Genomic DNA, 11,992 nt, shown 5'->3' on the forward strand with positions numbered 1-11,992 from the left:
CGCCCTGTCCTGTCCGGAAATGCCGGGAGGACGCGCGGGAACAGCAGAGGTGTGGCGCGGAATAAGCGGCGCGTCGGCGACGTTGTCTGCTACAGTCCGGGTAGGCAGTGCGCCGCAGAGCGCATGTAAGCACCTACCAGCTGCTGGACCATCCGAAGTCCGCAGCGAACCAGCCCCCAGCTTCTGAACGCTGGCGGACTCACATCTGCAGCGCTTTCCCACGCACACGAGGCGGGGCGGACGAGCGCATCTGCACGCAACCCTCCCGAAAGGACAGACCGATGCACATCGGTGTACTCGACGTACGCAACAACAAGGCTTTCCTCCTCGACGGACCGGTCGTGCCGCAGCAGCTCGTGCGGCAACACGACCTGCGCAGGGGCGACCGGGTCACGGGGGAGGCGCACGACGGCAAGCTCACGTCGGTCGACACGGTCAACGGGCGCAAGCCGCACCGGCGGCCCAGGTTCGAGGAGCTGACGCCGCTCTACCCCAACGAGCGGCTGCGGTTGGAGCACGACCCCGAGGAGCTCACCAGCAGGGCGATCGACCTGGTCATGCCGGTCGGCAAGGGGCAGCGGGCGTTGGTCGTGGCGCCGCCCAAGGCCGGCAAGACGATGGTGCTGCAGCACATCGCGCAGGCGGTGGCCAAGAACAACCCCGAGTGCCACCTCATGGTCGTGCTCGTCGGGGAACGGCCGGAGGAGGTCACCGACATCCGCACCACGGTGCCGGGGGAGATGTTCACCTCGACGTTCGACGAGCACCCGCGGGAGCACATCGCCACGGCGGAGCTCGCCATCGAGCGGGCCAAGCGGCTCGTCGAGGACGGGCAGGACGTGGTGGTGCTGCTGGACTCGCTGACCAGGCTGGGGCGGGCGTACAACCTCGCGGCGCCCAGCGGCGGGCGGATTCTGAGCGGTGGCATCGAGGTCGGGGCGCTCAACCCGCCGAAGAAGTTCCTCGGGTCCGCCCGCAACATCGAGGAGGGCGGCAGCCTCACGATCTTCGCCACGGCGCTCGTGGAGACCGGGTCGGTGGGCGACACGGTGATCTTCGAGGAGCTCAAGAGCACCGGCAACGCCGAGCTCAAGCTCGACCGCAAGGCCGCGCAGCGGCGGGTCTTCCCCGCGATCGACCTGCACCAGTCCGGCACGCGCAAGGTGGAGCTGCTGGTGTCCGGACAGGAGCTCGCCATCACCAACGCCGTGCGCAGGGCCATGGCCGACCGAGACGTCGACGTGCTGCTCGACGGACTGCGCAAGACCCAGGGCAACGCCGAGTTCCTGCGCCAGATGTCGAGGTGAACCGGCCGTCGGCCAAGATGGGGGAATGAGCTTCCTGCAGGTCACGTGGACCGATCCGGCCACGGGCGCGCGCGGCTACCTCGTCGTCGACCGGTTGGTGCGCGGGGTGTGCAGCGGGGGACTGCGCATGCGGGCCGGGTGCACGCTGGACGAGGTGCGCGGGCTCGCGGAGGGCATGACGGCCAAGGAGGCCCTCAACTACGACCCCGGCGCGCGGTACGTGCCGCTCGGGGGTGCCAAGGGCGGCATCGACTTCGACCCGTACGACCCGCGGGCGTTCGACGTGCTCACGGCCTACCTCTACGCGATGTCGCCGTACATCGAGCGGTTCTGGACCACGGGGGAGGACCTGGGGCTGCGGCAGTCCACGATCGACGCCGCCATCGAGAAGATCGGGTTGCAGTCGTCCATCCAGGCCGTGTACCCGCTGCTGGACGACGAACACCAAGCGCGGCAACGACTTCAGGACGCCTTCGCGGTCACGGTCGACGGCGTCGGCCTCGACGAGCTGGTCGGCGGCTACGGCGTCGCGACGGCCGCGCTGGAAGGGATCGAACGGCTTCGGCTCAGCAACCCCACCGCGTTCGTCCAGGGGTTCGGCTCCATGGGCGGCGCCACGGCCCGCTACCTCGCCAGGGCCGGGGTGAAGGTCGTCGGGCTCGCGGACGTCCACGGGGTGGTGGCCAACCCGGCCGGGCTCGACGTGGAGGCGCTCCTGCTGACCCGCGACGCCCACGGCGGCATCGACCGCTCCGAGCTCGCCGCGGACGACGTGCGGCTCGACCGGGACCGGTGGCTCGACGTCGAGGCGGACGTGCTCGTGCCCGCCGCGACGAGCTATGCGATCGACGAGCACAACGCGTGCGAGGTGAAGGCACGGCTGGTCGTCGAGGCGGCGAACATGCCGATCACCAGGGAGGCAGAGGACCTGCTCGGCGCGCTGGTCATCCCGGACGTCGTCGCGAACTCGGCGACCAACTCGTGGTGGTGGTGGACGTTGTTCGGCGACATCGAGCCCACGGCCGAGTCGGCGTTCGCGAAGATCGACGAGAACATGCGCCGGCTGGTCCGGCAGGTCGTCGGCGCGCCCCGGCCGCGGGCCGCCGCCGCACAGCTCGCCGCTGCTGCCGTTCGGGAGATCGAAAAGCGGTTCTGAAGCCGTACACTCGGCGCATGCCCGGCCTGCAGCACACCGTGACGATCGCTGCCCCGCCCGCCAAGGTCTGGGAGGTGGTCTCCGACGTCGAACGCTGGCCGGAGCGGATTCCCACGGTCGACAGCGTCGAACGGCTCGACGCCGGCCCGCTGGCGGTCGGGTCGCGCACCCGGCTGGTGCAGCCGCGGCTGTCGCCCGCCGTCTGGACGGTCACCGAGCTGACCGAGGGCACCTCGTACACCTGGCAGTCGCGGTCAGCGGGTGTCACGGTCACCGCCGCGCACGTCGTCGAACCGCTGGCCGACGGCAGCAGGCTCACCCTCACGCTGACCATGTCAGGGCTGATGGCCGGTGTCGGCTGGCTGCTCACCCGGTCGCTGACCAGCCGGTACGTCAAGGCCGAGGCCGCCGCCGTCAAGACCGCCGTGGAGTGACGGCTCAGCCCAGCGGGCCGAACAGCCACGCACCGGGACCGTTCGGGTCGTCGGAGAAGTAGAACGCCCTGAGCGCGGCCAGCAGGTCCTCGCCGCTGACCAGTCCGTCGCCATCGCCGTCGAGCCGGGTGAACCCGGCGCGCGCGTCGGCGGGGCGCACGTTCAGCAACGCCCCACTCGCGCGCACGTACTCGTCCACGCCGAGGTGGCCATCGCCGTCGTGGTCCGCTACGGCCATCAGCGCGTCCACGAACGGCACGTACGCGTCGTCGAACACCTCGGGGCGTTCCAGCAGGCCGGCGACGAACGCCGTCTTGTACTCGGTGAGGCTGACCAGGTCGTCGTCGTTGGTGTCGGTCACGGCGGAGAGGTGGTCCCACGCGGCCAGGAGCTGCTCGCGGAACCGCTTCGCCCGCAGGTCGTCGGCGGCCAGGCCGAACTCGCCGGTCGTGCGCGCACCGGCGAGCTCGAAGTCCGCGCGTTCGACGCAACCGTCCTGGTCGCTGTCGTAGGTCTCGAACCTGCGGGTCAGCTTGCGGTCCAGGAACGGCGTGATCTCCATGCGCCTGTTTACCCGCTCAGCGCTTCTTGACGCGCGCCGGGGCCCCCACGTAGTCGGCCAGGTGCTCGCCGGTCAGCGTCGAGCGGCCGGCCACCAGGTCCGCGGGAGTGCCCTCGAACACGACCTTGCCGCCGTCGTGGCCGGCTCCGGGCCCCAGGTCGATGATCCAGTCGGCGTGCGCCATCACGGCCTGGTGGTGCTCGATCACGATGACCGACTTGCCGGAGTCGACGAGCCGGTCCAGCAGGCCCAGCAGCTGTTCGACGTCCGCCAGGTGCAGGCCGGTGGTCGGCTCGTCCAGCACGTAGACGCCGCCCTTGTCGGCCATGTGCGTGGCGAGCTTGAGGCGCTGGCGCTCACCGCCGGACAGCGTGGTCAGCGGCTGGCCCAGCGACAGGTAGCCCAGGCCCACGTCGTTCAGCCGGTCCAGGATCGCGTGCGCGGCGGGCGTACGGGCCTCACCGGAGCCGAAGAACTCCACCGCCTCCGCGACCGGCATCGCCAGCACCTCGGAGATGTCCTTGCCGCCGAACTTGAACTCCAGCACCGCCTGGTCGAACCGCTTGCCCTCACACACGTCGCACGGCGACTCGATCGTGGCCATGATGCCCAGGTCGGTGAACACCACACCGGCGCCGTTGCAGTTCGGGCACGCGCCCTCGGAGTTCGCGCTGAACAACGCCGGCTTCACGCCGTTGGCCTTGGCGAACGCCTTGCGGATCGGCTCCAGCAGCCCGGTGTAGGTGGCCGGGTTCGACCGGCGCGAACCCTTGATCGGGGTCTGGTCCACCACGATCGCGCCGGAGTCCTTCGGCATCGACTGGTGGATGAGCGACGACTTGCCCGACCCCGCCACACCGGTCACGACGGTCAGCACGCCGAGCGGGATGTCGACCGACACGTCGCGCAGGTTGTTCTTCGACGCGCCGCGGATGGACAGCGTCCCGGACGCCTTGCGCACCGACGGCTTGAGCTCCGCCCGGTCGTCGAGGTGCCGTCCGGTCACGGTGCCGCTGGCGCGCAACCCCTCCAGCGTGCCCTCGAAGCAGATCGTGCCGCCGTCGCGGCCGGCGCCGGGACCGATGTCGACGACGTGGTCGGCGATCGCGATCGTCTCCGGCTTGTGCTCGACCACGAGCACGGTGTTGCCCTTGTCGCGCAACCGCAGCAGCAGGTTGTTCATCCGCTGGATGTCGTGCGGGTGCAGGCCGATCGTCGGCTCGTCGAACACGTAGGTCACGTCGGTCAGCGCGGACCCGAGGTGCCGGATCATCTTCACGCGCTGCGCCTCACCGCCGGACAGGGTGCCGGCGGGGCGGTTGAGCGAGAGGTAGCCCAGTCCGATCTCGACGAACGAGTCGAGCGTGTGCACCAGCTTCTCGACCAGCGGCGCCACGGACCTGTCCTCCAGCCCGCGCATCCAGTCGGCCAGGTCGCTGATCTGCATGTCGCACAGGTCCGCGATGGACACACCCCTGATCTTCGACGACCGCGCGGCCTCGGTGAGCCGGGTGCCGCCGCAGTCGGGGCAGGTGCCGAACGTCGCCGCGCGGTCCACGAACGCCCGGATGTGCGGCTGCAGCGCCTCGCGGTCCTTCGACAGCATGGACTTCTGCAGCTTCGGGACCAGGCCCTCGTAGGTCAGGTTGATGCCGTTGACCTTGATCTTGACCGGTTCCCGGTAGAGGAAGTCGTGCAGCTCCTTCTTGCTGTACTCGGCAATCGGCTTCGCCGGGTCGATGAACCCGGACTGCGTGAACGTCTGCACCGTCCACTGGTTGTCGACGTTGTAGCCGGGCACCTTGATCGCGCCCTCGAGGATCGACTTCGACGAGTCGTAGACCTCGGTCAGGTCGATGTCGGAGACCTGACCGCGGCCCTCACAGCGCGGGCACATGCCGCCGGTGATGGAGAACTCGCGGCGCTCCTTGACCTTCTGGCCTGCCTTCTCGATCGTCACCGCGCCCGCGCCGCTGATCGACGCGACGTTGAACGAGAACGCCTGCGGGCCGCCGACGTGCGGTGCGCCCAGGCGGCTGAACAGGATGCGCAGCATGGCGTTGACGTCGGTCGCGGTGCCCACTGTGGAACGCGGGTCGGCGCCCATCCGCTGCTGGTCCACCAGGATCGCGGTGGTGATCCCCTCCAGGAGGTACACCTCCGGCCGCGGCAGGGTCGGCATGAACCCCTGGATGAACGCGCTGTAGGTCTCGTTGATCAGCCGCTGCGACTCCGCGGCGATCGTGCCGAACACGAGCGAGCTCTTGCCCGAACCGGACACGCCGGTGAAGACCGTCAGCCGCCGCTTGGGGATCTCGACGTCGACGTCCTTCAGGTTGTTCACCCGCGCGCCCCGCACGCGGATCATGTCGTGGGTGTCGGCCTCGTGCGCGTTGGTGGCGGCCGCTCTCCTGGAGGTCATGGCGACAAGCTAACTCGCAGACCCCCGTCCCGCGCTTCTCGATTCCTGACTGATCACTCGCGGCAGCGGTAGTGGTAGGTGCACAGCTCGCGGAACCCCGACCGCTCGTAGAGCCGGAACGCCGACTTGTTGGCCTTTTCCATCTGCAGGTACATGTGGTTCGACTCGCGTGCGGCCGCCCATGACGTCAGCGCGGCGAGCACGGACCGTGCCGCGCCTTGGCCCCGTGCGTGCGGAAGCGTCGCCATGCCGAACACGCCGGCCCACCCGTTGTCGGCCACCACACGCCCCACGGCGACCACCTCGTCGTCGACCTCCGCGTAGGCGTACGCGCTCGGTGCCTCCACACGGCTGAGCAGCTCGCGTTCGGCTTCGACGTCGCCTGTCGTCACCTCGTGCCACGCCGCGAGCCAGCCGTCGTCCGGCCGGGTCGTCACCGCACCGGCGTCCGCGTGCGCCTGGCGGAGCACGTCGGCGGTCGACGCGATCTGCAACGACATGTCGTGACCCCGCGCGTACCCGCGGCCGGCCAGCCGGGCGTCCAGGTCGTCGGCGCACACGCCCGGCGTGATCTGGAACCGCACCGGGGCACCGCGGCCCGCGCAGAACTCCTCGGCGACCTCGACCCGGTCCTCGCGGTCGTGTGGCAGGACCGCGCTCACCCACCAGGCGTCGTCGGGGGAATGGCGCAGCCACCAGCCACCGGCCTCTTCGACGTGCGCGGCCGGCTGAGCCCGTGCCGCGTACTCCTGCAGCGTCTTGAGCAGCACGTCAGTCCAACGACCCCAGCAGCCAGTTGCCGGCCGCCGCGGGGTCCTCGGAGAAGTAGAACTCCCGGATGGCCGCCAGCAGCGCGTGCGTGCACAGCAGGCCGTCGTCGTCGGAGAGCAGGTCGTGGATCATCCGGGCATCGGCCTCGGAGAGGTTCATCAACGCGCCGGTCCACTTCACGTGCTCGTCGACGGTGAGCTTGCCGTCGCCGTCCCCGTCGGCGATCGCCATCACCGCGTCCAGGAACGGCACGTACCCCTCGTCGAACGACTCCGGTGTCTCCAGCAGGCCGTCCGCGAACGCCTTCTTGTACTCGTCCACGCTGATCCGGCCGTCGCGGTCGGTGTCAGCGGCCAGCGAGAGCTGCTGCCACAACCCGGTCAGCGTCGCGCGGAACCGCACCGCCCTCGGCTCGTCGTCACCCAGGCCGAACGCCCTCGTGGTGCGCAGTCCCGCGGTGGTGAAGTCATCGCACCCGATGAACCCGTCGCCGTCGGCGTCGTAGGTGCGGAACCGACGGGCCAGCTTGCGGTCCAGGAAGGCGGTGATCTCCATGGGCATCCTTCTACCGCATTTCGAACACGCCCTCCACCACCTGCTCTTTCACGCACGACGCGACCCACGCGCCGTGCTGCTGCGCGTGGGTCTGACGAGGGCGTCGATCAATAGTCGCGGCTGGGCATGATCACCCAGAGCACGAGGTAGACGACGAACTGAGGTCCGGGCAGGAGGCACGACAGCACGAACAGAAGGCGCACCGTGCTCGCCTTCATGCCCCACCGCTGGGCGAGCCCCGCGCACACACCTGCGATCATCCGGTTGGTCCTGGGCCTGCTCAAAGCAACTGTCGTGGTCATAGCTCCACAATGCTCCCGCCGGTCCGTTCGTTGCATCAGGGACAGCCCTGGGATACCCCTGACAACTGGTCGACGAACCTCAGGCACGTGGCGCGCATGGTGTCGACGGTCATGGACCTGGACCCGGCGAGCACCTGCAGCGCCAGCCCGTCGAGCATGCTGACCAGCATGTTCGCCAGCTCCACCGGGTCGTCACCGGTCCGAATCTCCCCGGTGTCCTGGCCGTCGCGGAAGATGCTCGCGACGATCTCACGCCACTCGCCGTAGAAGCGCTCGTTGAGCTCCTGCAGCTCGGGGCTGCGGATCGCCTCGACCCACAGCTCGGCCCAGATCTTCCACGCCTCGACCGTCTCCGCGCCCTGCGGCAGGTAGGACTCGACGACCATGCGCAGCCGCGACAACGGCGGCTCGTCGGACTCGAGGATCCAGCGGCGGCGCTTGAGCGACTGCTCGAAGCAGTGCTCGAACGCGGCGTCGGTGAGCTCGCGCTTGGTCTCGAAGTAGTAGTGGACCGTGCCGCCGGACACGCCGGCGTCTCTGGCCACGTCGGACACCCGGAGGTGGCGGAAGCCCTCGGCGGCGATCACCTTGCAGGTGGACGCGAGGATCTGCGCCTTGCGTTCGGCTTCCACGCTTGGACGGGGCATCCGTCACCTCCATGACTTGCTTCGAGACCTTACCGAAGCAACGCGCGCAGCCGGCGCTTGTCGACCTTTCCCACCTGCGTCAGCGGCAGACGGGGTACGACCGTGACGCCACGTGGTGCATAGAGATCGCCCAGTTCGGCGACAACGGCCTGCTCCACCTCGTGGAGGTCGAGCTCGTGGCCGTCCTCCACCACGACGAACAGGTGCACCGCCTCGCCCCACCTCTCGTCCGGTGCCGCCACCGCCGCGGCCTGCCGGACGCCGGGCAGCGTCACGAGGAAGTCGTCGAGCAGCCGCGAGTAGACGTTGTCGGAGGTGCGGCCGGTGACGATCACGTCCTTGCTGCGGTCGTCGAGGTAGAGGTAGCCGTCCTCGTCGAAGTGGCCCACGTCGCCGGTGTTCAGCCAGCCGTCGCTGGTCTCGCTCAGCGGCGGCTCGCCCCAGTAGCCGCGCATGACGTGCGGGCCGCGCACCCACACGTCGCCGTCGCGCACCTCGACCTCCATGTCCGGGTTGGGCTTGCCGACGGTGCGCAGCGTGTGCAGCTTCGCGAGGTCGACGGCCGTCGCGGGCATGAACGCGATCGCCATGGCCTCGGTCATGCCGTAGCCCTGGTACACCACCGGCCCCCAGCGCTCGACCGCCTGCCGGAGGCGTTCCGGTGCGAGCGGGGAACCGCCGAGGCCGATGCTGAGGAACTGCGGTCCTGGGCAGTCCGGGTGGTCCAGCACCTCGTACATCATGGGCGGCACGAAGAACGTCGCGTTGACCTGCTCGTCGCGGGCGAGCCGCACGAACGCGTCCGCGTCGAACACCGAGGGGCCGAGCACGAGCTTCGAGCCGGTGACCAGGGCCCCGATCGAGGCGCCGGCACCGCTGCCGTGCGTGATGAGCGTGCTGCACAGCATGGTGAGCGACGGCGTGTGGCCCAGCGCCTCCCAGCGGCTCGTCGAGCGCGGGCCGTGGACGGCGAGCTTGGGCAGTCCGGTGGTGCCGCCGGTGTAGCTGACCGTGGTGAAGTCCGGTGCCGGGGTCCGCTCGACCGGGTCGCCGGGCAGGTCCGCGAGGTCCCAGCCGGTGAGGCGGGTGCTGAAGCCGGGGTCCACGACGACCGCCGCTACCTCCGCCTTCTCGATCAACGCCGCCAGCTCGCGCTGACCCGGCTCCGGTGGCACGTACACGAGCCGGGCGCCCAGCAGGTGCACGGCCACGGTGAGCAGCAGCGCCTCCGGGGTGTTGCCGATGAACACCGCCACGCCGTCACCCCGGCCGATCCCGCGCCGGGCCAGCCCGTCGGCCAGCCGGAACACCAGGTCACGGGCCTGGCCGCGGGTCAGGCGGGTGTCGCCGCCGATCACCGCCTCCCGTTCCTGCCCGGTCGCGAGGCGGTTGAGGACGAGGTCGACGTAGGTCATGGACCCTGTCTACTCCGGCTCCTCGTAGGCTGAACGGGTGGTAGCACCCCCGATGGCGCCCGATTCGCCAGAATCGCCGGAAAAGCCCGCCCGTCGCAAGCGGTTCAGCGGGCCCGTGCTGCTGCGCGTGCTCCTCGCCGTCGCCGGTGGCGTGCTGGTCTACCTGAGCTTCCCGCCGCGGCCGCTGTGGTTCCTGGCGCCGGTCGGGTTCGCCGTGCTCGCGTACGTGCTCTACGGCCGTCGTGCGCGCGCTGGGTTCGGATACGGCCTGTTGTTCGGTCTCGGGTTCATGGTGCCGTTGCTGCGGTGGACCGGGGAGTTCGTCGGGCTGGTCGCGTGGCTGCCGCTGGCGTTCGCGTGCGCGCTGATGATCTCGATCGGCACGACCGCGATGGCGTTCACCTCCCGGCTGCCCGCCTGGCCGCTGTGGGCGGCGTTCCTGTGGGCGGCGGACGAGGCGCTGCGCGAGGTGTTCCCGTTCGGCGGCTTCACCTGGGGCAAGATCGCGTTCGGGCAGCCGGAGGGCTGGTTCCTGCCGCTGGCCGCGCTCGGGGGCGCGCCGCTGGTGTCGTTCGCGGTCGTGCTGACCGGGTTCGGGCTGTTCTGGCTGACCAGGAACTGGAAACTCGGCCTGCCGCTGCTCGTGGTGCCGCTGGTGGCCGGGTTCGGCGTGCCGGTCGGGGTGGACGCCTCCGCGGGCACCGTCACGGTCGCCGCGGTCCAGGGCAACGTGCCGCGTGCGGGGCTGGACTTCAACGCGCAGCGCCGGGCCGTGCTCGACAACCACGTCAAGAAGACGGTCGAGCTGGCCGACGACGTGGCCGCCGGCCGGGTGAAGCAGCCCGACGTCGTCATCTGGCCGGAGAACTCCTCCGACATCGACCCGTTCCGCAACGCCGACGCCAAGGCGGCGATCGACAGCGCGGCGAAGGCGATCAAGGCGCCGATCGCGGTCGGGGCCGTCGTGGTCGACCGGGGCGACGGGCTGCCGCGCAACCAGGTGGTGCTGTGGGACCCGGAGAAGGGCGCCACGGACACCTACACCAAGCGCAAGCTGCAGCCGTTCGGCGAGACGATGCCGATGCGGTCGTTCTTCCGGCTGTTCTCGTCCGATGTGGACCGGGCGGGCGTCTTCCAGCCGGGCACCGACCCCGAGGGCTTCCGGATGGGGCCCGCGCGGGTCGCACTTGACACATGTTACGAAGTGGCGTTCGACTCAGTTGTCCGCGACTCCGTGACGGCGGGCGCGACGATCATCGCGATCCCGACGAACAACGCCACGTTCGGTCGCACGGAGATGACCTACCAGCAGCTTTCCATGTCACGGGTGCGTGCCGTGGAGCACGGCCGGGCCGTGGTGGTGGCCGCTACCTCGGGGGTCAGCGCGATCGTGCGGCCTGACGGCTCGGTCACGCAGAAGACCGGCCTTTTCGTGCCCGGCGCACTGGTGGCGGAACTGCCCCTGCGGTCACAGACTACGCTGGCGACCTGGCTTGGAGCCTGGCCCGCGTGGGTGTTGACCGCTGCGGGCCTTGTCGCGTTGGCGCTGGGCTTCACACGACGACGGAAGGACTCGAATGGCGCAGCAGCCTGACCAGGAACTCGGGCAGGTGCTGGTGGTGATCCCGACCTACAACGAGCGGGACAACATCGGAAAGATCGTCAAGAGGCTGCACGCGGCACTGCCCGACGTGCACGTCCTGGTGGTCGACGACGGCAGCCCCGATGGCACCGGCCAGCTCGCCGACGAGATGGCGGCCGCTGACCAGCGCGTCCACGTCATGCACCGCACGGAGAAGGCCGGCCTCGGCGCCGCCTACGTCGCGGGTTTCCAGTGGGCGCTCGACCGCGAGTACGGCGTCGTGTGCGAGATGGACGCCGACGGCTCGCACGCCCCCGAACAGCTGCACCGGCTGCTGGACGCGCTGCCGCAGGCCGACCTGGTGATCGGCTCGCGCTGGGTGCCCGGTGGCGAGGTCGTCAACTGGCCCGTGCAGCGCGAGGTGCTCTCCCGCGGCGGTTCGCTCTACTCGCGCATCGCGCTGGGGGCGAACATCCGCGACATGACCGGCGGGTTCCGCGCCTTCCGCGCGGACACGCTGCGCAAGCTGAACCTGGCCTCGGTCGCCTCGGCCGGCTACTGCTTCCAGATCGACCTGCTCTGGCGCACGATCGAGCTCGGCTTCCGCGTGCGCGAGGTGCCGATCACGTTCCGCGAGCGCGAGTACGGCGAGTCGAAGATGAGCGGCAACATCGTCCGCGAAGCGCTCATCAGGGTGACCAAGTGGGGGCTGCGGCGGCGCGGCAACCAGCTCAAGGAGCTGTTCGGCGGCAAGAAGAAGTGAGGCGGGCCCGTCCGGAGTGGACGGGACCCCGACGGCCCCCGGCGTCGCGCCGGGGGCCGTTTTCGTGTCCGGGGCG

General features: G+C 70.0%; 11 protein-coding genes and 1 pseudogene. 5 read left to right on the forward strand and 7 right to left on the reverse strand.

Annotated features, from left to right (window positions below; all coding sequences use genetic code 11):
* Positions 1 to 221 precede the first annotated feature (221 nt).
* From rho to ACVDFE_RS21715, 3 genes and pseudogenes are all read left to right on the forward strand, one after another.
* A pseudogene (rho, locus tag ACVDFE_RS21705) lies at positions 222 to 1,307 on the forward strand (transcription termination factor Rho); the annotation flags it as partial.
* Between the two features lie 25 nt (positions 1,308 to 1,332).
* Positions 1,333 to 2,463 carry a Glu/Leu/Phe/Val dehydrogenase dimerization domain-containing protein gene (locus ACVDFE_RS21710; protein ID WP_360393640.1) on the forward strand — a complete coding sequence of 377 codons (1,131 nt, stop codon included), beginning with the start codon at positions 1,333 to 1,335 and terminating at the stop codon, positions 2,461 to 2,463.
* A gap of 17 nt (positions 2,464 to 2,480) precedes the next feature.
* The gene (locus ACVDFE_RS21715) at positions 2,481 to 2,897 is read left to right on the forward strand and encodes an SRPBCC family protein (protein ID WP_360393643.1); all 417 of its coding nucleotides are present in this window, start codon (positions 2,481 to 2,483) and stop codon (positions 2,895 to 2,897) included.
* Positions 2,898 to 2,901: 4 nt separating this feature from the next.
* Here the strand turns inward: ACVDFE_RS21715 and ACVDFE_RS21720 are convergent, their stop codons facing one another.
* The 7 genes from ACVDFE_RS21720 to ACVDFE_RS21750 form a co-directional block, all read right to left on the reverse strand.
* On the reverse strand, positions 2,902 to 3,459 hold the full coding sequence (locus ACVDFE_RS21720; protein WP_360393646.1) for an EF-hand domain-containing protein: 558 nt from the start codon (positions 3,457 to 3,459) through the stop codon (positions 2,902 to 2,904).
* Positions 3,460 to 3,475: 16 nt separating this feature from the next.
* Positions 3,476 to 5,881: an ATP-binding cassette domain-containing protein gene (locus ACVDFE_RS21725; protein ID WP_458431631.1), complete on the reverse strand. Its 2,406-nt coding sequence runs from the start codon at positions 5,879 to 5,881 to the stop codon at positions 3,476 to 3,478.
* Positions 5,882 to 5,934: 53 nt separating this feature from the next.
* Positions 5,935 to 6,651, reverse strand: a complete 717-nt coding sequence (locus ACVDFE_RS21730) for a GNAT family N-acetyltransferase (protein WP_458431632.1) — start codon at positions 6,649 to 6,651, stop codon at positions 5,935 to 5,937.
* Position 6,652: 1 nt separating this feature from the next.
* Positions 6,653 to 7,207 (reverse strand): EF-hand domain-containing protein, encoded by a 555-nt coding sequence (locus tag ACVDFE_RS21735; RefSeq protein WP_360393655.1) that lies wholly within the window; start codon positions 7,205 to 7,207, stop codon positions 6,653 to 6,655.
* A gap of 107 nt (positions 7,208 to 7,314) precedes the next feature.
* Positions 7,315 to 7,509: a PspC domain-containing protein gene (locus ACVDFE_RS21740; RefSeq protein ID WP_458431633.1), complete on the reverse strand. Its 195-nt coding sequence runs from the start codon at positions 7,507 to 7,509 to the stop codon at positions 7,315 to 7,317.
* A gap of 35 nt (positions 7,510 to 7,544) precedes the next feature.
* Positions 7,545 to 8,156 (reverse strand): TetR/AcrR family transcriptional regulator, encoded by a 612-nt coding sequence (locus ACVDFE_RS21745; RefSeq protein ID WP_360393661.1) that lies wholly within the window; start codon positions 8,154 to 8,156, stop codon positions 7,545 to 7,547.
* Between the two features lie 29 nt (positions 8,157 to 8,185).
* Positions 8,186 to 9,571, reverse strand: coding sequence for a class I adenylate-forming enzyme family protein (locus ACVDFE_RS21750; protein WP_458431634.1), 1,386 nt, complete (start codon positions 9,569 to 9,571; stop codon positions 8,186 to 8,188).
* 115 nt (positions 9,572 to 9,686) lie between these two features.
* Here ACVDFE_RS21750 and lnt point away from each other — a divergent pair, with 115 nt between their 5' ends.
* Together lnt and ACVDFE_RS21760 are read left to right on the forward strand one after the other, a co-directional pair.
* Positions 9,687 to 11,165, forward strand: coding sequence for an apolipoprotein N-acyltransferase (lnt, locus tag ACVDFE_RS21755; RefSeq protein ID WP_458431635.1), 1,479 nt, complete (start codon positions 9,687 to 9,689; stop codon positions 11,163 to 11,165).
* Entirely contained in the window at positions 11,149 to 11,916 is a 768-nt protein-coding gene (locus ACVDFE_RS21760; protein ID WP_360393670.1) for a polyprenol monophosphomannose synthase, read from the forward strand. Before lnt ends, ACVDFE_RS21760 begins: the two co-directional genes overlap by 17 nt.
* Positions 11,917 to 11,992: the final 76 nt, after the last annotated feature.

This window comes from Lentzea chajnantorensis, assembly GCF_054300775.1.

Coding starts and splice junctions, on each gene's coding strand:
- ACVDFE_RS21725 (WP_458431631.1), bottom strand. CDS start 5,881: ATGACCTCCAGGAGAGCGGCCGCCACCAACGCGCACGAGGCCGACACC.
- ACVDFE_RS21710 (WP_360393640.1), top strand. CDS start 1,333: ATGAGCTTCCTGCAGGTCACGTGGACCGATCCGGCCACGGGCGCGCGC.
- ACVDFE_RS21745 (WP_360393661.1), bottom strand. CDS start 8,156: ATGCCCCGTCCAAGCGTGGAAGCCGAACGCAAGGCGCAGATCCTCGCG.
- ACVDFE_RS21715 (WP_360393643.1), top strand. CDS start 2,481: ATGCCCGGCCTGCAGCACACCGTGACGATCGCTGCCCCGCCCGCCAAG.
- ACVDFE_RS21750 (WP_458431634.1), bottom strand. CDS start 9,571: ATGACCTACGTCGACCTCGTCCTCAACCGCCTCGCGACCGGGCAGGAA.
- ACVDFE_RS21760 (WP_360393670.1), top strand. CDS start 11,149: ATGGCGCAGCAGCCTGACCAGGAACTCGGGCAGGTGCTGGTGGTGATC.
- ACVDFE_RS21720 (WP_360393646.1), bottom strand. CDS start 3,459: ATGGAGATCACGCCGTTCCTGGACCGCAAGCTGACCCGCAGGTTCGAG.
- ACVDFE_RS21740 (WP_458431633.1), bottom strand. CDS start 7,509: ATGACCACGACAGTTGCTTTGAGCAGGCCCAGGACCAACCGGATGATC.
- ACVDFE_RS21735 (WP_360393655.1), bottom strand. CDS start 7,207: ATGGAGATCACCGCCTTCCTGGACCGCAAGCTGGCCCGTCGGTTCCGC.